The following is a 22,114-nucleotide window of genomic DNA, read 5'->3' on the forward strand; positions in this document are numbered from 1 at the left end:
TGCCGGACTGCGCCGAGTGATTGTGGGATCTCATCGTGTCGATTTTTGACGATCCCATCGTCGTTGCATTTGCAGTGTCAGCGTCAGTGCCGGTGTATCGGCGGAACTGGTTGCGCAGATCGGGAACGCGGAAATTGTCCCCGCCGAGGTCAACAAATCGGTGCATGCCGGCCGTCCACGACGCGGACGGAACGATCAGCGCATTCTCCTGCGCGTAAGCCCACAGCGACGCGTACGCGGCTTTGCTCAAGGTGCCTCCAACGGCATCGATCTCGCTCGGGAGCGGCACCACCGTGTGACCGTCCAATGGTCGGCCGCAAAGCGGTGACCGGTAGCCGGTGTAGTACTGCGTTGCCGACCACACCCACACCTCGGCAACCTCTGCCACGATGATGGGCCCGATGTTCGTCGCCGGCAGCGCTTGAATGGAATAGACCGGCGCGAAGCCCGCCAGCGCGGTGGTCACGAATTGGGTGGTTGCAGCCCGACGTGAGTTGTCCCCGCGTGCAGGCGTGTCAAACGTAGCGACACCTTTGACCTGGAGCGGACTAAGGCCGTCGTCGGGCGAACCGTTGATGAGCAGGCGCCCGCCGCTTTGCATAAGGCGCATGACTGCGGACGTGATGCCGGCAGGCCGATCAACTGAGAAGACGGTGGTGGACGACTTGTAATCGTCTGAGACGGCACGCAGCGCGAACGAGCCGCTGCTGCCGTGGAGAAGCTCCCACGTCTTCGCGTCGACGTCCGCCCCTTCGCGCATCAGGTGGATAGACGTCTGGCCTACGCCCTTGCCGTTGGACGCAGTGACCGCGCCGGTAGACGATGAGCCACGGATTCGTCCGTACGCGATCAGCTTGGTGCCGGTCAGATCGTCATCGACGCCGCCAATCGTGACAGGACCAGAAATCGCACCGCCGACCTTCTTGAAATACTGAGTGTGAGGATCGGGGGCGTCGACGTGCGCCTTAAGTCCCTTGTCTACATACTCGCGGGTTGCGAGGATGACACTGGGATCGATCTTCAGTTCGACATTCACGCCGCTGGAATTGACGATGACCATACGCACGGACTGCGTCTTGCCGGAGCCCTCGGGCAACGTCGGCTTGTACGTCGGCGGCGCATTGGAGACGTAGCACAGGTCGCCGTCCTCATCGAACAGTCCCAGCTCGCGAATCCACTTTCCGCCCTCGGTCTCGGGAATGACTTGTTCGGCGATGAGCTGCGACGGAGCCTTCGGGTCGACGTCGAGTGAGTTCAGCGCCGCACGACGCCATTCTCCGAGCAGCGCCTTCTGACTCGTCTTCGGGGTTGGTACGGGAGCGTTGTCGCCACCGCCGTCGCCAATGGCGAGCGCGACATATTTTCGCGGCAGGCCGAGGGCTTTTGCGTTTGCATCTTTGGCGTTGCCAATGTCAGTGGCAATAGCGAAGTAGGTCGCAGTCATGGGTAGACGGTCAGGGTTTCGATGATGTGAACGGCAGCGCCGGCGTATGCCGGGCCATCAACGGCGACGGCTTCAGGGGTGTACGGGTAGACCGTAAGCTCCTCGCCGAAATATGCGGCCGCGCCGTTGTACTGATAGCCTCGAATCTCGAGGCTGATATTCATTCCTGTCAGGTGGCGGCTGGCGGGCTTTACGTCGTCAATGACACGCACCAGCTCGTTGAACATCTCGTCGGTGATGCCGGTGTCGAGTACTCCGATGCGCAGATGGAACGTGCCGCGCCTGCCGACGGGCTTTTCCTGCCACCACTCGATGACCTCGATGAGGTAGCCCAGCGGCTCGACCGCACGGCGTAGGGCCGTGATCGTGCCCTTACGCTTGTGCAGCCAGAAGCTCTTGCGGATGACCTCGCGCTTCGTCGCCTCCGGCCAGGCGTCGTCCCAGCGGTCGACAGAGACTGTCCATGCCAGGATCGGCAGGAGAGCGACAGGGCACGTGCGCAGGTTCCACAGATCGCGCAGCGGCACGGGCACGCGCTCAATGTCGGATAGCGCGACCGCTACCGCACGCTCGAGCGCGGTTGCGTTAGCGGGGAGCAATGACTTCTTCATTGCGCAGCCACGAGTTCCGCAACCGTCGAACCGAGCAGCGTTCCGTCTTCCTGCTTCAGCCGCAGCGTGATGCGCGTGCAGATCGCTGCCTCTTCCTTGTTGCGGGCGATGTTCGCCGGGGGAGACACGATCTCGACGTTGTCCACGCCTTCGACGCCCAGCGCCGCGTCGATCTTCGCGCGATAGATGCTCTGGCCCAGGCGTCGACGTGCCTTGGCATACGCTTTGGCGTTGGTCATGGCGGCGGGGAGCAAGAGCGACTTCTCCGGGCTGGAGTCCGCGACGATCAGGTCCGCGTCGATCTCATAAAGAACGACTCTTGCGGCCTGCACCGTAACGCGGTCGCCGACGGGGCGCAGATCCTCTTCACTAAGCTTCTTCCTGACGGCGGCAAGCGCCTCCTCGGGAACAGTGCCGTCGTCGGCCGCGCCCAGGGCAGTGATCAGAATGTCGCATGGCTCCGGACTCACACATGAAGCGTCCGCCACGCGTCCGTCCGCCGAGCGCGAGTGAAACTCGTACGCTTTCGTCGGCCCAGCGATCGATAGGCCTTCATAGGCGTTTTGCCCGCGCTCGAGCAGCGCGTCGTCGTCTTCGTAGACGGCGTCGACGGGCGGGTTCGCGTCGGGGTTTGCAGGGACAATCGTCAGCCGTTCAACTTCGAAGAACGCAACGAGGTTCTCCAGGTCATTGCCTTTCGCGTAGGGCAGCATGACGGCCTTGGCCGCTTCGTTCACACGCTGGCGCCAACCTGTCTCGCGATAGCTGTTTTCCTCAAACAGCTTGGTCAGCATTTCGGACTCAAGCTCGAGGGTCGCCGCGACCGTTGCACGCATGTCCTCGGGCACCAACAAGAGCAGGCTTGCCTTTCGGGCGTTCAGGATGGTTTCGAAGTCGAGCGGCTCGACGACGTCCGGTGCGGGCAGTTTCGAGAAATCGATAAGGGCGCTCATGCGGCACCTCGCGCCAAGGCGACACTTGCGGACACAGGCGACGAGTCGCGCCCGCCGTCGATACGGTCCGCCTCAAATTCCACGGTGGCCTTACCAGTGTCGCCGCCGGTGCCGATGTTGAACGTGAGTCGGGTGAGAGACAGGCGCGGCTCCCAGCGCGTAATCGCCAGGACGCAGGCGGCCTGAATCAGCATTCGGGTGTAGTCATTGCTCGGCTGGTCGATCAGCTCTGGCACGATGGAGCCGTACTCGCGCCGCATGACGCGCGAGCCAACGGGCGTCGTCAGAATGTCCGACACGGATTGCTTGATGTGATCTAGGTCGCTCAGATTCGAGCCGTCGACTTTGTTTACACCGAGGTAGGTCATTTGTTCGGGCCATCCGTGTTGTCGCCGCCACGCTGGACGCCGCCGTGATCGTGCTCGTCTACAACGACGCCGTTCGATGACAGCTTGCCGCCTTCGTGGGTGATGTCGCCCTGAATGACGGTCTTCCCACCCTCGCCACCTCTTCCGGACAACCCTCCGTTGTAGGTCAGCAGCTTTTCGACGGTGAGCGCGCCGCCCACGTGCACGTCTCCCGTGAAGTTGGCCTTCGGAAAATCCACGGTCGCGTGTTCGCTGCCTTTGACGGTAGCCGTCTTCATTCCGGTGGCATTGAGCGCGCTGGTAGCTTCGTTGTAGACGATGCGCGCGCCGTCCGGGAAGTCGATCACGAACTCGTTGGGATCTTCTGACGGGGAGAGGATGAGATCAGACGGCAGACCGCGCAGCACAATGCCGTTGCCGGTCTCGCCGCTCGGGGAGAAGACCGTTACCTGCTCGCCTTTGCTCAGCGGCGACCAGATGCGCACGCGGCCAGCGGCCGGCTGAATGCATGCGAGCCAGTCGGTGAGGCGCTCGCCGATCTGCACGCGCACGCGCAGCGGTTTATAGGAGACCGCCGCGACGGTGCCCGTGGCGATCAGATTGGCGATGAGTCGGTTGTGTTCGGCATCCATGAAAGCAGGATGCCGCGCGCGCGGGAGAGCGTCACGCTAACGCTGTTGTTGCTGGTGCGGGCACAACAAAGGTTGGTCGCTGATCACCTCATGCCAATCTCTTGAACGTCGTCTATACCAACGACGCGGAACCTTCGTTCGGGCCGCTCTTTGGCCCATTTCATAAGTAGTACTTTGTCGCCTGCCGGGTAGACCAATCGCCAGACCTCTTGCGGCGTGTCATTTAGATGCGCCACCGACAAGGCGCTTGCTCCTGGGTCGCTATCGAAGTGCGCACGCAGCTTCCCAATCTGGGTCGGATAAAACCAGAGAAAGACGTACGTCGCAATGGTCAGAACGAGATTGAAAGAGTAGGGGAGTCTTGACGCACGTCGTTCGCGCAGATTGCGAAACTCCGCAAAAAGACACCCACACGAAATTCCTGCGAAGCCGGCGGATACATAGTAAACAGATCCGAAAACGTCTCGCTTCGAGACAAAGAGGGGAGACCCTGCGACGAGAGCGAATGCACATATTGCGGCGACGATAGCAACTGAAAGTTGGATGTTATCGACCTGTCGACTGCGGGGGTAGATGAGGACGAGAAACGTCGCGAACACCAAGGGCCACAATGTTCTAGCGCTGGCGATAATGATTGCTTGCGGCGTTAGTAATGACGCAAACCACGGAGCCCCTAGATAGGTAAAGTAGGAGGTCGTTTCCCGATAAGCGAACGCGAACGCCAAGGCCGAGACTAGAAAGACAGGGCCACCGAGTTTGCCGAGAAAGTCCAGAAGTCCGATCTTGTGTGTCTCGGGGTTCACGTTTTTTCTAAGCGGCGCATGCATGCGGGCGTCCTCGACTTGATTGTTTTCGGAATTGTATAGCGGCAGTCCTCCGTCCGATGGATAACCTCCTTCACCCGTGCCCATCGTTGCCCCTCATCAACCGGGCTGCCGCGATATGTGCGTTAGTACAAGGTCGGAAATACGTTCACAGTCGAGATCGGATATCCCAATCAACTCGCGAACCGCATATTTCACGGTGGGTCCGTTCTTTTCAACGCGATCACGAAGCCCGAAGTGATGCACGCGTGCGATGCGCTGTACTTCCCCGGTGAACTTCACGACGGCGCTATCTGATGTGGCCTCGATCTTGAGGTAGCGCGCCGTGCGAATCTTGGTGAACATCTTCCGCCGCACTCTTCCGGCCTTGGCCCGCATCTGGGGCTTGCGCGGCTCATAGGCCGTGCCGTCCGGATTCGTCTGCGCCGCGATACGCGCTTGCTGCTGGCGGCGCAGCTCGCCAGCGATCTGCCGCGCGAGCATACGACGGCCGGTCGGCTCGAGCGAGTTGAGCAATGCCACCGCCCAGGCATCCAGCTCGCGAATGTCGCCCGCCATCAGTTCATCCCGAGGAAGTCGCGCACGGCGTCGGAGAGCATCGGCTCTACACGGTAGATCGCCTCGGGCTTGCCCTCAACGTATTGCACATCGACCGCCTCGGTCAGTTGGATCTCGATAGAGACGTCGGCGGCTTCGTCGTTGAGAATGTCGACCTCAAATTTGATGCCGTCGCGCTGCCGGTCGGGATTCGCCAGCAGCTCGGGTTGCCAGTCACGGACCCACGCGATTATCGGAATCATCAGCGTGGGCGAGTCGTAAGGGTAGTCGGTGACGATGAGGTTGAGCGTGTAGCTGTAGCGAAACGAACCGCCTTTCGATCCGACCTTACCCGCTTCGCTGCTGGCCTCAAGCCGACCGTGGTCCACGAAGATGTGCAGCTTGCCGGGGTTCTGCCGCAGATAGGGGGTGTTCTCCACCAGGGCGGCTCGTAATGCGTTGGGCTTCTTCATCGGGTGACGCTCTCTTCTTCGATGCTCACGTAGGGGCTACGACGCAGCTTGTCGCGCAAGGCGTCGTAGCGGGCGACGAGTTCGTGATAGGCGGTGTAGTTGTCGGCAACGGTTGCGGCGACGGCAGAGAGCGCAACGCCGGAGGGTCGCGCATCAGAATCGCTGGGATCGTCAAGCGCGGTGTTGGCTGCGGCTGTGTCGTGCAGGCGCACAAAGCCGACAGGGACAGTGCAAGCGGCATCAGCTTGAGCAGTGACATAGACGGGTACCTTCTGAATGATCGTGTTGCCCTTGACGCGGACTTCCCGCACTCGGTCGACGTACTGCGTGATGACGACGGGGTTTTCACGCGCGTCGTTCAGATTGACCTTCAGTTGCTTAGCCTCTTGCTCAGCCGCGCTGGCGCGACGCTGGGCGGCGTCGAGCCGAAACTGTTGAACTGAGAAGAGCAACGCGGCGAAGGCCAGCGCGAGAAGCGCGCCGAGGACTTTGGTGAGGGGCGTCACTTGAGGTACTCCCCGAGGACGAGGCAGCGAAAGGCGTCCGGGTCGGTGGCGCGCCGGAAATCGGCTGCCATGTAACGGTAGACCGGCGGATCGTTCATGAAATGTTTTTCGCACCGCCATCCGTTTGCCCGAAGCAATCGAGCAAGAATGTCGTCGCCTTCGAACAGGTCTTCTGCTGAACGCAGGTATCGCGCGGTGGTGGCGTAGTAAGCCCCCTCCCTGACCTGCACGCCTTCGATCCAATCGAACTCGTCGTAGAACCACACGGCGTCGGCGGCGCGATGAGTTTCCGGCACTTCGGCGTTGCCGTCGCGAATCGTCACGATGCCGTGACGCTGCAACTGCGGTCGCAGGTGTCGTGCGAGCGAGGACACGAAGACGGTCGGCTGACCGTCCCCCGCATGGCGCATCGCGGCGAGCATCAGACGGTGCGTTTTTCCGGTCTGGCGCGGCGAAATCTCCAGGTGGGCAATGTGCGTCATGCCGCCACCTCAAGCGCTTTGTATTTGTCGAACGCGCGCGACAGCCTCACGTCGTACAGGTGCTGCGCGTAGTCCGAGCCGTTATAGATTTCGGCTACGGTGGTCCACTTCTTCGCCCGCATAGCCTTGAGAAGGACTGGATCTGCCAGCACGAAGCGAACGAAGGCGTCGAGCTGGGCGGCCTCGCCCGTGCGCATGAGATCCACGAACGCCTCGACGCTCTCATAGCCCAGACGCTTCCAGTGGTACGCCATGATCTGGAACGCCCCCCAGCTCGCAGACGACAGCGCGCAGGCGCGCTCGATGGTGCATGCATCGGAAAGCCGCTTATGCTCGCCGGCACCGCCCACGTAGCCGCCTTGCTTCGGGTTGACCAAGTTCGGGTAGCGCTTTGCGAGCGCAGTGGCATCCAGGCCGGCCGCGCGGACTTCCCGGTACATGACGTGGCGTTCGTACAGGATGACCGGCCGGCCATCGGGCAGGAACCCACAGCCCCGGCTCTCCACTTCGTTGACCGCGCGCACAACGGCCAGCTCGGCGCCGAGCCTATCGGCGGCCGCGACCAGATCGGCGCTGGTCAGGTGTCTCGGCACGCGCGCGCCGGCGGCGAGCGCTTGCTGTGTCTTCGTCCCTGCGATGCCATCGACCACAAGGCCAAAGTGCTGCTGCACGTCCATGACGGCACTGGTGGTGGCGGGGCCGAACCAGCCGTCGGCGTCGATGGCCGCGCCGAATGCCTTGAGCGAAATCTGCAGGCCGCGCACGGCCGCGCCGTGATTGCCCTCACGAAGCACGTTATTGAGCGGTGTCATTGACCTTCCTCAGAATTCGAGTGATGGGGTTTTCTTCGCCGGCGCTGCACCGGAACAGATCCACCACGTTGCCGCGTACGGCGAACACAGCCAGGCACAGCACCGCATTGATTGCCACGGTTGTGATATCGACCGCAGGGTGTGCGCCGAAGATGACGCGGATCGGCACCGAGGCAGTCGCGAGCGTCAGCACATAGGCGAGCCAGGCGGCGGCCGGTCGGTGACTGCCTGCCGCGCGCCGGAACAGCATCAGGCGCACGGCAATCGCGGCACAGAGCGTCGCGTTGATGATTTCGAGGGTGTTCACGATTTCGGGCCTCCCTTGAACGAGTCGAGCAGCTTCTCTGGGTTGTCCGCGCGGCGGATGAGCCAGAGCAGGAGCTTGATGACCACGGCGGCCGCGACAAGCGCTCCGACAGCCGGGTTGACGGCAATCCTGTCGGGGAGTCCCCAGCCGAGCAGGTCGGCGCTCAGCCTGGCTGAAAGACAGCCGGCTACGAAGGAGATGAGGAAGAACGCCAGGCGTTTGAACGGTGCCAGGTCATCGGAGGCCAGCACGAAGACCCCGGCGCCGGCAAACGCACCCATGACCACGGCGGCATCGACGCCTGGAAACAGCGAGATCAGGGCGACACCGGCCGTGGCGACCGTGGCGTTGGTGGTAACAGGTTCGGTCATGGTCAGTCCCACAGTTGCACGGTCTTTTTCTCAGCCTGTGCGGGTTGGTCGGGTAGATCGATCGGGTGGCCGTGAGGCAGGATGGGGCCGAGGTCAGCCAGGCCGGGGTTTGCCGCGAGCGTTGCTTCGACCACGCCCTGCGTGCGGCCGAATACGCGCCAGCAGATCGCATCGACGGTGTCGTTTTGCATTGCTCGCACGCGCATCAGATCAACTCCACGGTCGAGCGCGTCGCGCCGGTAATGTCGTTGATGGCCCATTGGGCATCGCGGCGCAGCTCGTCGGCACCTGGGCGTGTCACGTCGTCTTCCTTACGGGCGGTGGCCGTCGCGTCGAAGTTCCGGTACCGCTCGATGAGACTGGCGTGCGCCCAGCAGAACACAGCGCGCGTGTATCGAAGCACATGAGCCGTCGAGCCTGCGGCTTCCGGCACCCCCTGCCCCCCGACCATCTTCACGTCGGCGAGCGTTGCGCAGCCTTCGGCCACGCGCTGCGAGCGCCAGCTCGACAATGCCCCGTTGACGTACAAGATCGCTTCGATGACCTCCGATTTCAGGCGCGGCCCCGTCACGGTGCCGTCGAGACGCTGCGTGTCACGCATCGTCGTGAGATCGATATCCGGAAAGAACCCGTCGTTCTTGACGGTCTCGCCGGCGTCGTTGGTCGGTGCGGGTGCGAGGAAGGACATACGATGATTCCGTTGGGTAGTGGGCGGTGGAGGGGGCGTCGGCGTGGGCGATCAAGCCTGCGTCAGCTCCCTGCCGCCCGGCGCGGGGTACGCTCGGTGTCAACCGCTGCCGGCATCGCCGGCGTCGGTGGAGTTCTTGTTGCGGAGCTTCGTCTCTAGGCGCTCAATTTCCTTGATGACGCCCACGTTCTTGTTCAGCTCGAGCGCGCGTTTCAGACGCGCCAACGCTGCCGGCGGGTCCGTCTCGATCTGGGCAAGCCCGATTTCCTTGAAGAGCTTTGCGCGCACCTGGTCCGGCATGTCCTGCGTGTCGGTCATGCGTGCCACGGCGAGCAGGCTCGAGACGTCCACCTCGCCCCCGCCGCCACGGACCTTGCGCGCCATGTCGGCGTACTCCTCCGTGATGACGCAGGCCGTGGTACGGGTGTACGGCTCGGGCATCTTCAGGCCGTACTCGATGGCATGCGCGGCGATGGGCAGCGCGCCGGCGTAATCGCCCGCGTCGATGCGCCACACGAGGACGTTCATAACGACGTCGTCCTGCACACCGCGCCCGCTCGACAGCACGCCGTCAACCCAGGCAGCGTACTTCGGCAGCATCTCGCGCTTGGCTTCTGCCTTCTTCTCCGTGGACTGGATGCCGCTCAGTTGCCGCTTGTCCTGCGCCAGTTGCATCAGCTGTTGCTCGTAAGCGGTGGCGACGATGGGTTCATCGGTATTCGCCGCGGCGGCGGTGGCGCTCGCCGCGGTGACCCGCATGAAGTGTTGTTGAGCGGGTGACGGCATGCTTACTCCGGTGCGAACTCGATGTTCTCGACCACGCAGCCCAGGCCGTAGTCTTCGATCACGAACGCGTCGTTGCTCGACTCGAAGTTCTCGATGCGGTCGCGCTTCGCGTTGTCGATGACGGAGCGGCGGCGCGCACCATCCTGGAAGTAGATCGAAATGTTGTCGAAGCGGGTGATCATGAAAGCGGTAGCCGGGAAGAACGGGACCATAACCGCCGGTCGGCCCCCCATCGCCTTCTGGCTCATGATGATTTGGCCCGCGAGCTGCTCGGTGGGCGGCTGCTGGCGGTTGATCATCGGGAAGTACTTCTCGTGCGCGAGCGCGCGGCCGCACAGCACGACGAGGTCGGTGTCTTCGCGGTGCCACGGGTCAATCAGGTTCTCCAACGCGTCGTAGACCGCAGCGTCGATGTTGGCGTAGTCGCCGCCAGCGCCGATGACAACCTTGCCTGCGGTCTTGCCGTGATTCATAACTCGCGCCGGGGCTTGCTCACGGTATTTCTGCAGCCACCCCTTGTTGACGTCTTGAAGAAGCGGATTTGCAACACGGTCCGACGTGGGGGCACGCGACACACCGTTGAAGCCGATCATCATGCGGTCGAGCGCCTGGCGGACCATGAGGGCGTCACGCACACGCGCCTGAAAGTCCGGGAACTTCGCCCAGGCGTCGAGCTTCGAGTACTTCAGGTGCGAGTCGAAATTGGTCTGCGTGCAGAAGTATCCGTTCGGATCGAGGTCCGTCGGATCGGTGGTCTCGCGGTCTTTGACGTCGGTGTTGGTCGTGCTCGCGAGCGGCGAGCCAACGCCGAGACCGAGCTTCTCGCCCTGTTGCTCGGGCACGCCGATAATGTTGATGCGCTTGAGGAACTCAGTCGATTCCTGCATCTTCGTTTCGAGCGTCTGTTGAACGGACGGCGCGACCGAGTATTTTTCGGTGACGCAATCAACGCCGTTCAGTTTTTCGAGCTGGCGCAGATAGCCATTAAAGGCGATGCGGGTTTCCTTACGCATGTGTGCTTCTCCGGTACGGTGGGTTTCGTGTGGTGGTGAGGGCTGCGATCAGCAGTCGGTCAGCTCGGCGGACTGGGAGCCACCGGTAGCGGCAGCGCGCTGGGCGCTGCTGTCCGTATCGGAGAGCTTTTGGACCAGGGCGTCATGATCGGTGCGCAGCTTGTCGATGGCCTCGGCCACCGGCTTCATCGCGGCCGTGACGTTCGCGCTGAATTGTTCCAGCACCTTCGCGGCGGCATCTGCGCCAGCCTTCGCTGCCGCTTCGGCCGTGAACTCATGCGTTTTCGTGGTCGCGTCGGGAGTCTTGGTCGGCGGTGTGGTCGGTGTGGGCTTCTGGCCGAACAGTGCGGCGGTGAAGCGCTCGATGAGCGACGAGTTGGAACCCTTGACCGTCATGGTGACTTCGCCGGTGTCGTCGTCGTCGGCCTTGTCTTCGAGTTCGAGCGTGAACGGCAGCGCTGCCGTGAACAGGTTCTCCGGCGCTTGCTTGCGAGCGGCCAGCGGGCTATCCGTTGCGCTGGAGCTGAACTTCAGCATCTCCGTGCCCAGGCTCGCCGGGTTATCGGTAACGGCGAGCGCATACAGATACGCTTCACCGGAGTTCGCGAAGTTCGGTGCAATCTCGATGGACGTGTAGACCTTCTGACGGTCTTGATTCGTCATCTTGACCAGGTCATCGGTCGGATCGATCTGCGCGAGCAGTTGCAGCTTGCCCTCGGCGTTCTTCTGCGTCTTGAGTGCGACGACGTCGCCGTACGCCCGGAACGGACTGTCGGGGTAAAGCCCCTTGATGTGTTCCATATTCACGCGAGCGCCGTACTTGTTGACCGGGTCATAGTTGCTGGCCATCTGCGTGATTTGAGCGGCATCGATCTTGCGACCATCGGTCGTGTCGCCCTCGGTGGCAACGACGAAGAACTTCGACTTCTTGGACATGTTGGGCTTTCCTCTGGTGAGCATTCAACATGGCCCATATTCGGCGTCGGCCGCGCGCGGAGCAACGCAATGGTGTTGTCACACGAAGCCTTACAACACGGGCGCGTCGACCGTCCGCGCGCGCGTGGGCAACCTTGTCGGCATGACGCAACAGCTCGCCACCGACACCGCTCCTCACATCGAGGCACGCAACCTGTATTTCGCAGGGTGGCGCGTTGCGCGTATCGCCGAAAAGATCGGCGTGAAGCCGTCGACGGTGCACAGCTGGAGCCGACGGTATAAGTGGAAGGAGGTCGCGCCGGTCGACCGCGTCGAGCTATCGCTCGAGGCGCGAATGATCCAACTCGTTCGCAAGGAAGACAAAGAGGGGAAGGACTTTAAGGAAATCGATCTGCTCGGCCGACAGATCGAGCGCATGCAGCGTGTGCACAAATACCAACAGACCGGCAACGAAGTCGATCTGAACCCGAAGATCGCAAACCGCAACAGCGGGCCGCGCAAGAAGCCAGAGAAGAACGGCATCAGCGACAGGCAGCTCGGCCAACTGCGTGACGCGTTCATGGATTCGATCTTCGACTATCAGCGCGTCTGGTACGAGTCGGGGCAGAAGCACCGTATTCGCAACATCCTGAAAAGCCGTCAGATCGGCGCTACCTGGTACTTCGCTCGCGAAGCGCTCATGGACGCGCTCGAAACCGGGCGCAATCAGATCTTCCTTTCGGCCAGCAAGGCGCAGGCCCACGTCTTCCAGCAGTACATCGCGCAGTTCGCGAAGGACGCGGCCGACGTCGAGCTGCGCGGTTCGCCAATGCTGCTGCCCACCAGCGGCGCGAACCTGTACTTCCTCGGCACGAACGCCCGCACGGCGCAGAGCTACCACGGCAACCTGTACTTCGATGAGTACTTCTGGACGTCGAGGTTTCGCGAGCTGCGAAAAGTCGCGTCGGGTATGTCGATCCATAAGAATTGGAGACAAACCTATTTCTCCACGCCGTCGACGCTTGCGCACGAGGCGTATGGATTCTGGAGTGGTGCCCTTTTCAATAAGGGCAGGCCGAAGGACCAGCGCATTCAGCTGGATCTGTCTCACAAGGCGCTGGCGCGCGGCGTGCTGGCGCCCGACGGCCAGTGGCGTCAAATCGTTACGGTGGAGGATGCGCTCGCCGGTGGTTGCAACCTGTTCGACCTGGAGCAACTGCGGCTCGAGTACGGCCCGGAAGATTTCGCGAACCTACTGCTGTGCCAGTTCATTGACGACATGCTGGCCGTCTTCAAATTCGGCCTCTTGCAAGGCTGCATGGTCGACAGCTGGGAGGTTTGGGAAGACTTCATGCCGTTCGCCGCTCGACCGTTCGGCTATCGCCAGGTGTGGCTCGGCTATGACCCGAACGGCGCGAGCGGCATGGGCGACTCAGCTGCGCTGGTGGTGCTGGCCCCGCCGGCCGTGCCGGGTGGCAAGTTCCGCATTCTCGAGCGTATCCCGTTCCGTGGGCTTGATTACGAGGCGCAGGCGGCGGCGATCAAGAAGGCGACCGAGCGTTACACCGTCACGTTCATCGGCATTGACCGCACGGGCATTGGCGACGCCGTCTTCCAGCTCGTGCAGAAGTTCTTCCCTGGCGTGGTCGGCTTCACGTATTCGCCCCATGTCAAAACGCAGCTCGTACTTAAAGCTCATGACGTGATGAGCAAGGGCCGGCTCGAATACGACGCAGGCCACACCGATATCACGCAGTCGTTCATGACGATTCGCAAGACGATGACCGCCGGCGGCGGGCAAATCACTTTCAAGGCGGACCGCTCGGAAGAGGCCAGTCACGGAGACATTGCCTGGGCAACGATGCACGCGATGTCGAACGAGGGCATCGACGGCAGCACAGGCGCGGGCCAAAGCTTCATGGAGATCTATTAGTGAGCAAGAAACGAAACACGCGATTCAGCGCGCGCGGGGCCGAGATGCCCGCAACCCATCCGACGCTTGCGCGGGCATCGATGCCTGGCGTCGAAGCATTCACGTTCGGTGACCCTGTCGCCGTCCTCGATAAGCGGGAGATCCTGTCATATCTGGAGTGCCTGAAGCTCTCCAAATGGTACGAGCCTCCCATCTCGTGGGACGGGCTGGCGCGCTCTTTTCGGGCCGCTCCGCACCATAGCTCAGCGATCTACGTGAAGCGCAACATCCTCGCTTCAACGTTCATTCCGCACAAGCTCCTGTCGCGGGCCGAGTTCAAAGAATTCGCCCTCAATTACCTGGTGTTCGGCAACGCTTATCTCGAGCTGAGAAGGAACCGGCTTGGCGGACCGCTGACGCTCAAGGCGTTGCTCACTAAGTACACCCGCCGAAGTCTCGACCTTCAATCGTATTGGTGGGTGCCCGAAGTGGGGCAGGAGTCACAGTTCGAAAAGGGTGACGTCTTTCACCTGATGGGCGCGGATATCGATCAGGAGGTGTACGGTCTGCCCGAGTACCTTTCCGCTCTTAACGCTGCCTGGCTGAACGAGTCCGCGACGCTGTTTCGCCGGCGCTACTACAAGAACGGCAGTCACGCCGGATTCATCTTGTATATGACCGACGCCGCGCAGAGCCAGGGCGACGTCGATGCGCTGCGCACGGCGCTGAAGGATTCGAAGGGGCCGGGCAACTTCCGCAACCTGTTTATGTACGCGCCGAACGGCAAAAAGGACGGCATGCAGATCATCCCGGTCTCGGAGGTCGCGGCGAAGGACGAGTTCTTCAACATCAAGAACGTGACGCGCGACGACTTGCTGGCCGCGCACCGTGTGCCGCCGCAACTCATGAGCGTGATCCCGAATAACACATCGGGTTTTGGCGACGCGGAGAAGGCAGCGAAGGTGTTCGGCGTGAACGAAATCGTTCCGCTCCAGGACGACATGAAGGCCGTGAACGATTGGCTTGGCGAAGAAGTAATGCGCTTCCAGCCCTATGCGCTGACGGATGGCGAGCAAGCAACCTAACTCGCCAGGCTATTCCTCCTCAGGACCGGCGGCTGGCGCACTCGCGCGCGCAGTCCCCGGTTCCGGTTGGGCTATCGCATGGCGCTTGCGGTGATACCCAGCCTCCGCCACGCACGGCTCGCTCAGTAACCGTGAGCGCATCGCCTCAATACCGAATAGCCAGCCACCTACCTCTTCGCGCCACGCGTCCCTGACGATCTCCATCTCGTCGCGACATCCCACAAGCACGCCGTGCAAACGGTGAATCTCCCAAAGCAGCTCGCGGACCTCGTGCGTCGGCGCGCGCTCCCATATCGCGCGTAGCTCGATCCTGGTCAATGCCCGTCGTTTCGGTGGGGGAGTCTGTCGGCGTGCCATGACGAAATACTGTGTTTATGTACAGTATTTTAACCCAAAATCGAGGCTGCACCAGAGGCCCCACAACCGGCTGGTGTCGCGGGGTAGGCGCAGGGTCAGACGGGCGCGTCCGGCCTGTTGTGCGGGCGGGCAAGGGCGTTGCCCCCGGCGTTCTTCCTGTTGGCTGGCACCCCACCATCAAAGGCCGGCGCGCGCGGTCATGACCCCGCCACGCCTGCCCGCTTGATACAACACATTTTATGCAGGTCGGGACCCGGCGCCTAAGCCCGCCCGTACTGGCTTGAGCATGCCTTTTGCATTGCATAAAATGTGTGCGTATCTATGCGCAGAGCTCACGCAGTTCCCCATGCGGCGATCCGTGGAAATGTGGCGTAGCTACGTTGTTGTTCTACATGCGAATATGCGAGATCGGGGGTATGTTCAACATTCACACCACCGCGGTCCCAAAAACATAATATTGGCCGTTTTGGAAAGGAAATTGCATGGCCACCGCTTTATCATTTATTCACAAGCATTACCGCGTTGTCTGCACCGTCGTTTCGTCCCCAGACGGGCGATGCCGAGGAGAGGCGGAAATTTTCAAGATTATCGAAGGACTCGCCTCCTCGCGTGTGGAGCGGAGACTTAATATAGAGAAGAGCATCCAGGAGACGGCAGCTATGGAGCAAATTTCCGAGCTGGCTAGACGGTGGATAGACACCAGATCGTGACTACTTGGGAAAGTCGGGGAAATCGTGTATGCCAAGCGAAGCCTATTACTACTGTGTTGACGCGGCCGCTCAAGAAGATGGGGCGTACCGCTGGGTCATTTATGGCTACTACGACGAAAGGGGCCGTCCGGGCTTGCATATTAATGGTACCGAACGCTATCCCTCTGTGTCCGTGGCTTGCAAAGAGGGAGCGAAATGGGCAACGGAAAACCTTCGGGATGCAAAGGCGTACACACTGCGATAGCAGCGCGCTCCGCGCCGAAGTGTCATGAGGTAGGACCACACGGAACGCCCCCAGAATGCAAGTACGCACCGCAGAGCGAAACGGCGGACCGATGGTACGTTCTCCAAACGCCACTACGTTAGCAATTTCTCGGCGAGTTTCGCCCGAATTTTCTTCCCAGTCCGTGTTCGGCCCTTGGGGTTACCGTGTCCGACCACGCGCAAATCGGGGACGGCGGTCGTGTTTAGCACCCGACGAGTCGGTGGTCGATCGCCATGCGTACCTCCTCAATCAATGCGTCTCGAATCTCGTCCAATTCCTCGCCTTTTGCTAACTTCAGTTCTCTCGTTCCGAATGGCTCGATAAGCTCGACTCCGTCAAATGGAGTGACCCTAATGGATACATTCCATGACTCGGTGCGTTCGACGATTTCGATGTCGATTAAGCATCCGCGATAAACGGACTTGATGGATTGCATGGTGACGGTCTAGTTTTGGGGCGAGGCGGAGATATGGTTAGTGTATGGCAAGCGATGGAGAGGCCCAAATACACCTTCAGGCGCTAAGCTCATGCATCTTTGGAGGCACCCCGTTCGCTGTGATATGCGGCCACGAGATTGGTGAGTTCTGCCGTGAGGCGGTCCAGGCAGGACGATAATTCGGTCGTCTGACGCATTTCGGGAAAGGCGAGCCTGATCATTGCTATCACGAATAACCCGACTTCGAAAGCGTACTTGAGTGAGGCCAGAAAAAGATCGCCGTCCGCGTGTACGTACGTGAGGTTCAACAGAGATTTGCCGTTGCCGATTGGTTTGTGACTTAGATTTGAAAAGAGAGCAACGGAATTTGGATGAGCCCCGAAATCAATTGCGGTCTGGTGGAGGTCTTTTGCCCACTTGGCCCCGTCGTTGCTGCATTTTGCAAGTTCTCTGGCGATCGGTGCCACGGAGAATTCTTTCGACCATGCTCTGAAGGCATTGCGGTCTGCCGCGTCCGGTTTCGTGGCCCACCGCGCGGCAGCAGATTGGTCGTGCGTCATATACCACGCATACAGCGCCATTTCTGTTGCGGCCCGCCCGGTAGCATATGTCGGGAGACAGTGCCCGGCCTCGGCTGTGCGAGCTGCGGCCACCCAATGGTTTGTTGCGGTGATTGCCAACAGGCGAGCGATTTGATCTGGACGTTTTAGCACGCCGTAGACCAACTCCGCGTTGCACTTGGTGAGCGCTTCGAAGATATCCGAAAGCCCCTTGTGCCAATCTGCCGAGTGAACGAATGTTGCCCATTCATTCCCGATCAATAGCTGGCTGATCGACGATAGGCCGTCGCCTCCCCAATCCGGGGGGCTTTCGATTTTGTTGTTTTCGGAGGGCACCGGCGCGTCCTATTTATCGATTTATCGCGAGACAGAGTAAGCGAAGGCGTCGATCTCGTCGCGAAGCGGATTTTGCGTGCCGTTTACGTGCCATTTGTCCGAAAATCAACGACAACCAGCGACAACGACGCAGAAATGAAAAACGGGCCCGAAGGCCCGTCTTTACAAGGTTTTTGACTGTCGTTCGTTGTCGTTGACGGTCAGAATTTTGGTGGAGCCGGCGGGGATCGAACCCGCGTCCGCAAGTACTCCACGACCAGTTCTACATACTTAGTTCAGTCGTTTGATTTAACTGCTTTGTCGCGGACGAACACGCTACGCAGCAGCGATCCACTAAATTTTCGACCCTGGCGTCATGGCGCCGCCAAAGCTTAACTGACGTATATGACCTCTGGCGGTATTGCTACCGGTCTTGCGACACTAGTCCGTCAGTGAACTAGGCAGAGGACGGCGGCCCTTAGGCTGCCAGCTGGTAACGAGAGTCGTTAGCAGTTACTTAATTTCCCATTGATTAACGAGGTGACGGGTCCTCGGTATGCCCTGAATCGCTTTGCTACCCACGTCGAAACCATGTCGGCCCCTGTGGAACTTTGCATTATGACACAAATGCATCACTTGAGTGCGAAGTCCACCCGCGTCGTCGCCCCTTTGTCCTTGATGCCGTCTGCATTGAGCTTCGGCGCCACTACGAACAGGCGGTCGGACGCGATCTTGCCGTCCAGCCATGAGCGCACCCGCTGAGCACGTCGCTCCGCCAGCGCCCGCAAATCGTCCTCTCCGACCTTGACGTTCGTCTCCATGAGCTTCTCCATCTCGTCGTCGGGCAGCGACTTGGTAAAGCCGATCATGTTGCGCGGCTTGGCAAAGTCCGCCGCCTTGTACGCGGCCGTCAGGTATTTGCTGCGCTCCTCAGGGGTGACCGTCACGCTGTCGACGTCGACACTCTCCCCCTTGCCGACCATCGACTTGACCTTCTGGGCCTTGATGGCGCGCTCCACCGCAACGCTGCGCAGCCCGTCGGTGTCTTTCGCCGGGTCGACACGTCCCACGATGTCCAGCTTGAGCGCCTCACGATCGTTGAGCGCCTTGACCAGCGTTTCCAGACGTTTCTCGTCTGCCGGCGTCAGACGTGCACTGCCAGGGGCGAATTCAACGTAGCCGAGCTCCTGATCGCCACCGCCAAACGCAGACGCCAGCAAGCTGAACGGCGCCGTCACGGCCTTGACGATGAGGTTCACGAAGGCCCGGAAGATCACGCCGCCGAGACTGAACTGGGGATCGTCCAGGGACCCCGAAATCGGAATGTCCACATCGATCTCCCCTCGCGAATTCTTAAGCAACGACACCGCGAGGCGTACAGGGAGATTCGTTGCCGTCGGACTGTCGACATGATCGCCGAACGTCAACTGGTCGATGAAGATGTGATTGTTTGCCGTGAGCTTCGCCTGATCGAGCAGATAGTGCACGTCGACGGTCAGCTTGCCCTTTTCGATGGGGTAGCCCGCGTATTTCGTCGAGTACGGCGTGAGGTTGGTCAGCTCGATGCCATCCGCTTTTGCCCCGAGATCCACGAACGCCATGGGCGCCAGCGGATTGATCTTGCCGTTGATGTTGATCGGGGCGTTGCGATTGACCTTGCCTTGCAGCGCTACGTCGGCGGGCTCGGTTGTCGCGGTGCCGAACGCGCCGATACGCCCGCCGATGTCCGTCAGGTTGGCGGTGTAGTTCGGCTTGACGAAGTTGTCCGTGAAGTTGATGTTCCCGCCTTGCAGCGTAATACGCCCGATGTGGACGTCCGCAGGCAGCGCCTTGCCGGTGCCATAGCCCGGGCCGCGCTCCACGGTCGTCTGGCCCGGCGACTGCTCCTTTTTCTCGACTTCGGTCGGTTGTCCCGCTTCTACCGCCGACGCGGCCGCATCGAGCGGTGGCTTCGCGGCAGACGCCGCATCCAGCGGAATGCCTTCGTTCGCGCGCGTGAGCGAGCGCGGCGCCTGCTTGTTGCCGACGACGTCTGCCAGATTCAACCGGCCGTTGGCATTGATGATCAGCCGCGCATAGAAGCGAGAGAGCGCAACGCTGCCCAACTGCACGTTCGGTTTGCCGCTGCCGATCGCCAGATTGATTTGCTGCACCGACAACGCATTCCAGCGCACGAAGTCGTCGGTCGTCACCTTGTCAAGCAAGCGTACGTTGCCGAGCGTAGCGTCGCCGCGATACGTTGCTTGCGTGGTCTCTCCCTTCATGGCAAACGTAGTGCGGCCGTTGCTCGAGAGCAGGGCGCTCGCGATGCTCGCGTTAAGTTCGTCACTCATGTACGAGTCGAAGGCCGCGAGATCGAGCTGCTGTGTCTTGACCTGGAGGTCACCGGACAGCGGTTGCGGCGTGATGTTGCCGGTCGCGTTCAGCGAACCCTTCTTGTTGAGCGTGCCGTCGATCTGGAGCTGCAACGGCTTGGTCATGTCCTGGGAGGCGTTCTGAAGCTTGATGTTCAGCGGTGCGAACCTCGCGTTGATCGGGCGACCTTTGACCGCGCGGTCTTCAAATCCGACGCTGGCGTTCTCGACGGCCACCTTGCCGACCTTCCACTGCCATCCGTCGGCACCCGACGTACCGGACGTACCAGACGTACTCGACACCGTTCCCTTTGACGAGCGGCGCCCCCGTTCGGTGCCGACACGCGCCTGGATTCCGCTGCCGTTGCCACGGCTGGCGGCTGCTTTGGGTTGACCGTTGCCGGTCAGCGCCAGGAGGTTGATCGTGCCGTCCTTGTCGCGCCGGGCCGCCAGATCGAGACCGGTGACCGTGACTTCGTCGACCACCGCTTGCCGGGCGCCGAGATCGAAATGCGACAGTTTTGCCTGTGCCTTGGCGAGTTTGAGCGGCGCGTCGTTCTTGTTGCCCGTATGCCATTCGATCTTTTCGAGCGTGGCCGTGGCCGGCTCGATCTGAACGTTCGGCTGCTTGTCCGGTGCAAAGGCTGCGCTGAACTTCGCCTGCGCGCCGACCGTCCCGCTCTTCAGATCGCCTGCAAGCGCTCCCTGTGCGAAGGGCAGCAAAGGAGCGAGCGCGATCGACTGCGCGTCGAGTTCCCCCGTGGCGTTGTGGGCAGGCAGGCTGAATTGCCCGTGCGCCTTGAGCGAACCGCCGCTTTGAATGCCGAGCGAGGCCTCGTAGGACGCCGGATCCTTGCCGAGCGTCGAGAATTGTTTCACCGCGAACCGGACGTTCTCCAAGGACACGCTGGCAGGCTTCGCCCCGCGCTCGTCGGTGAAACGCAACTTGCTGTTGACGAGCGAGACTTCGCCCACCAAGAGGTCGAGCGGTGAAGGCTGGGCTGCTGCGGCCGCCTTCGCCTGGGCCGCCTCGGCCGCAGAGGCCGGGGTCGCGGGGCGCGCCGTCTGTTCGGCAGCCACCTTCGGCGCGGACTTTGCCGCTTCACTGGCCTTGGGCGACGCGGCGGCTTCGTCCACGGCTTTACCCACCGCCTTGAGCACTGGACGCTGCGGCAGCAATGCCCGCGTCACGTTGATAGAACCGTCCTTCTCCAGCGTGACGTGCTGGTCGAGTCCGTCGATGCGCACGCTATCGATGTGGTAGACGTTGTTCAGCGGTTCGATCTTGCCGAGTTTTACGTCAACCTGTTTGACCGCAACAAGCGGCGACCCGTCGGCTTCGTTGACTACTGCATCGGCCAGCCCCGCAGTGCCCGTTAGCACCACGTGATTACCGTCCTTGTCACGTGTGAACCGTAGCTTCAGGTCGGTGCTGACTGCCGCGCTTTTGATCTGCGCGGGAACCGTCATCGGCGAGTATCCGAGATACTTCGGCACGTCGAGGCGGTCGATCTTGATGTCGACAGTCGACTCGAGCGAGTCGGCGAACGGCTTCGTTTGCCCGGAGATGTGCAGCGGCGCGCCGTCGATGGACGCCTGGAGCAGCGGCTGCACGAAGATGTCCGTGTCGGCCGGCAAATTGGCGATGAACGGTACACCGACTTGCAGATTGTCGACGACGTGTTTTTCGTCCTGATAGGTGTCGTCGATGCGGATCGTGCCGTTCTTGATCTGCACATTGTTCAGGGCAAAACGCGCCGGTTTCGACGGCTCGGGCGACGGTGGTCCCGACGTGGCGCGATCGATGATGTCCGAAAAATTGAAGCGTTGCGGGGCCGTGCGCACGATATTGACGACCGGGGTGTCGACGTACAGTTCGCCGATCACCGGCGCGAAGCGAAACAGCGAACTCCATGACGCATTGACGCGCAGCTCGCCGATGTCCACGAAGGGCTGACCCGGCGTCTTGTCGCCGATGTGCACCTTGTGCAGATCGAGGCGGAGCGTGTACGGGTTGAAGCTGACGTCGCCCACGCTCACCGGCCGTTCGAGATAGGCGGACAGTTTGTCGACGGCGTAGTGCTTGAGCACGGCCGGGACGGTGAAGTAACCGACGACACCGAACATGGCAATGATGCCGGCGGCCCACAGGCCGGTTTTACGGGCGCGGCGGCGCACGTTGGGGTCGCGGCCGAGCGCTTGAGCGCGGGCGACACCTTGCTGCAGGCGATTACCGCCTGCGGAGGATTCCGTCGAGGATTTGCGATCGTTCGCTTGCTCGGCCATGCGGTCTCCCGTAAGTAGCCAGTGAAGCATACGCCGTGCCACTGAAGCGCGGCGGGACAGTCCCGAAACGCGGCCACGGCATGCGTCGCGGCGTTTCGGCAGGCGATGGTCC

The 22,114-nt window shown here is 61.4% G+C and carries 23 protein-coding genes and 1 other RNA gene; 2 read left to right on the top strand and 22 right to left on the bottom strand.

The annotated features are described in order from the left end of the window. The 18 genes from PCA31118_RS27375 to PCA31118_RS13470 all read right to left on the bottom strand — a co-directional run. The coding region (locus PCA31118_RS27375; protein ID WP_246190222.1) for a phage tail protein at window positions 1–1,444 on the bottom strand (1,444 nt) is incomplete at its 3' end. Next, entirely contained in the window at window positions 1,441–2,055 is a 615-nt protein-coding gene (locus PCA31118_RS13390; protein ID WP_150625699.1) for a phage tail protein I, read from the bottom strand. The genes PCA31118_RS13390 and PCA31118_RS27375, both read right to left, overlap by 4 nt. Then, window positions 2,052–3,008: a baseplate J/gp47 family protein gene (locus PCA31118_RS13395; RefSeq protein ID WP_150625700.1), complete on the bottom strand. Its 957-nt coding sequence runs from the start codon at window positions 3,006–3,008 to the stop codon at window positions 2,052–2,054. The genes PCA31118_RS13390 and PCA31118_RS13395 overlap by 4 nt, the downstream gene beginning before the upstream one ends. Then, window positions 3,005–3,376: a GPW/gp25 family protein gene (locus PCA31118_RS13400; protein WP_150625701.1), complete on the bottom strand. Its 372-nt coding sequence runs from the start codon at window positions 3,374–3,376 to the stop codon at window positions 3,005–3,007. Before PCA31118_RS13400 ends, PCA31118_RS13395 begins: the two co-directional genes overlap by 4 nt. Next, a complete protein-coding gene (locus tag PCA31118_RS13405; RefSeq protein ID WP_150625702.1) occupies window positions 3,373–4,008 on the bottom strand; it encodes a phage baseplate assembly protein V in 636 nt (211 codons plus the stop codon). Before PCA31118_RS13405 ends, PCA31118_RS13400 begins: the two co-directional genes overlap by 4 nt. 83 nt (window positions 4,009–4,091) lie before the next feature. Further along, complete coding sequence (locus PCA31118_RS13410; RefSeq protein ID WP_150625703.1) at window positions 4,092–4,919, bottom strand: hypothetical protein; 828 nt, start codon at window positions 4,917–4,919, stop codon at window positions 4,092–4,094. A gap of 12 nt (window positions 4,920–4,931) precedes the next feature. Continuing rightward, window positions 4,932–5,390 carry a phage virion morphogenesis protein gene (locus PCA31118_RS13415; RefSeq protein ID WP_150625704.1) on the bottom strand — a complete coding sequence of 153 codons (459 nt, stop codon included), beginning with the start codon at window positions 5,388–5,390 and terminating at the stop codon, window positions 4,932–4,934. After that, on the bottom strand, window positions 5,390–5,842 hold the full coding sequence (locus tag PCA31118_RS13420; RefSeq protein ID WP_150625705.1) for a phage tail protein: 453 nt from the start codon (window positions 5,840–5,842) through the stop codon (window positions 5,390–5,392). The genes PCA31118_RS13415 and PCA31118_RS13420 overlap by 1 nt, the downstream gene beginning before the upstream one ends. Continuing rightward, the gene (locus PCA31118_RS27040; protein ID WP_174990460.1) at window positions 5,839–6,348 is read right to left on the bottom strand and encodes a hypothetical protein; all 510 of its coding nucleotides are present in this window, start codon (window positions 6,346–6,348) and stop codon (window positions 5,839–5,841) included. The genes PCA31118_RS13420 and PCA31118_RS27040 overlap by 4 nt, the downstream gene beginning before the upstream one ends. After that, window positions 6,345–6,830 (bottom strand): hypothetical protein, encoded by a 486-nt coding sequence (locus tag PCA31118_RS13430; RefSeq protein ID WP_150625707.1) that lies wholly within the window; start codon window positions 6,828–6,830, stop codon window positions 6,345–6,347. The genes PCA31118_RS27040 and PCA31118_RS13430 overlap by 4 nt, the downstream gene beginning before the upstream one ends. Next, window positions 6,827–7,642 carry an N-acetylmuramidase domain-containing protein gene (locus PCA31118_RS13435; protein ID WP_150625708.1) on the bottom strand — a complete coding sequence of 272 codons (816 nt, stop codon included), beginning with the start codon at window positions 7,640–7,642 and terminating at the stop codon, window positions 6,827–6,829. The genes PCA31118_RS13430 and PCA31118_RS13435 overlap by 4 nt, the downstream gene beginning before the upstream one ends. Further along, complete coding sequence (locus PCA31118_RS13440; protein ID WP_150625709.1) at window positions 7,626–7,949, bottom strand: phage holin family protein; 324 nt, start codon at window positions 7,947–7,949, stop codon at window positions 7,626–7,628. The genes PCA31118_RS13435 and PCA31118_RS13440 overlap by 17 nt, the downstream gene beginning before the upstream one ends. Further along, the gene (locus PCA31118_RS13445) at window positions 7,946–8,320 is read right to left on the bottom strand and encodes a putative holin (RefSeq protein ID WP_150625710.1); all 375 of its coding nucleotides are present in this window, start codon (window positions 8,318–8,320) and stop codon (window positions 7,946–7,948) included. The genes PCA31118_RS13440 and PCA31118_RS13445 overlap by 4 nt, the downstream gene beginning before the upstream one ends. 2 nt (window positions 8,321–8,322) lie before the next feature. Beyond that, the gene (locus tag PCA31118_RS13450; RefSeq protein ID WP_150625711.1) at window positions 8,323–8,526 is read right to left on the bottom strand and encodes a tail protein X; all 204 of its coding nucleotides are present in this window, start codon (window positions 8,524–8,526) and stop codon (window positions 8,323–8,325) included. Then, window positions 8,526–9,008 (bottom strand): head completion/stabilization protein, encoded by a 483-nt coding sequence (locus PCA31118_RS13455; RefSeq protein WP_150625712.1) that lies wholly within the window; start codon window positions 9,006–9,008, stop codon window positions 8,526–8,528. Before PCA31118_RS13455 ends, PCA31118_RS13450 begins: the two co-directional genes overlap by 1 nt. 99 nt (window positions 9,009–9,107) lie before the next feature. After that, a complete protein-coding gene (gene gpM / locus PCA31118_RS13460) occupies window positions 9,108–9,794 on the bottom strand; it encodes a phage terminase small subunit (RefSeq protein WP_150625713.1) in 687 nt (228 codons plus the stop codon). A gap of 2 nt (window positions 9,795–9,796) precedes the next feature. Continuing rightward, entirely contained in the window at window positions 9,797–10,807 is a 1,011-nt protein-coding gene (locus PCA31118_RS13465) for a phage major capsid protein, P2 family (protein WP_150625714.1), read from the bottom strand. 48 nt (window positions 10,808–10,855) lie between these two features. Beyond that, the gene (locus PCA31118_RS13470) at window positions 10,856–11,743 is read right to left on the bottom strand and encodes a GPO family capsid scaffolding protein (RefSeq protein WP_150625715.1); all 888 of its coding nucleotides are present in this window, start codon (window positions 11,741–11,743) and stop codon (window positions 10,856–10,858) included. A 142-nt stretch (window positions 11,744–11,885) separates the two neighbouring features. On the opposite strand from PCA31118_RS13470, the gene PCA31118_RS13475 reads away from it, so the two are divergent. Together PCA31118_RS13475 and PCA31118_RS13480 are read left to right on the top strand one after the other, a co-directional pair. After that, window positions 11,886–13,655: a terminase ATPase subunit family protein gene (locus PCA31118_RS13475; RefSeq protein WP_150625966.1), complete on the top strand. Its 1,770-nt coding sequence runs from the start codon at window positions 11,886–11,888 to the stop codon at window positions 13,653–13,655. Window positions 13,656–13,699: 44 nt separating this feature from the next. Then, entirely contained in the window at window positions 13,700–14,719 is a 1,020-nt protein-coding gene (locus tag PCA31118_RS13480; protein WP_150625716.1) for a phage portal protein, read from the top strand. Window positions 14,720–16,253: 1,534 nt separating this feature from the next. Here PCA31118_RS13480 and PCA31118_RS27045 read toward each other — a convergent pair. The 4 genes from PCA31118_RS27045 to PCA31118_RS13495 all read right to left on the bottom strand — a co-directional run bounded on the left by PCA31118_RS27045 (window position 16,254) and on the right by PCA31118_RS13495 (window position 22,002). Further along, a complete protein-coding gene (locus PCA31118_RS27045) occupies window positions 16,254–16,487 on the bottom strand; it encodes a hypothetical protein (RefSeq protein WP_174990461.1) in 234 nt (77 codons plus the stop codon). An 89-nt stretch (window positions 16,488–16,576) separates the two neighbouring features. Further along, entirely contained in the window at window positions 16,577–17,383 is an 807-nt protein-coding gene (locus PCA31118_RS13485) for a hypothetical protein (RefSeq protein WP_150625717.1), read from the bottom strand. A 209-nt stretch (window positions 17,384–17,592) separates the two neighbouring features. After that, window positions 17,593–17,964, bottom strand: a transfer-messenger RNA (tmRNA) gene (gene ssrA / locus PCA31118_RS13490). Window positions 17,965–17,994: 30 nt separating this feature from the next. After that, window positions 17,995–22,002 (bottom strand): DUF748 domain-containing protein, encoded by a 4,008-nt coding sequence (locus tag PCA31118_RS13495; protein WP_174990462.1) that lies wholly within the window; start codon window positions 22,000–22,002, stop codon window positions 17,995–17,997. Window positions 22,003–22,114: the final 112 nt, after the last annotated feature.

The sequence above is a fragment of the Pandoraea captiosa genome (assembly GCF_902459775.1).
Lineage (GTDB): Bacteria > Pseudomonadota > Gammaproteobacteria > Burkholderiales > Burkholderiaceae > Pandoraea > Pandoraea captiosa.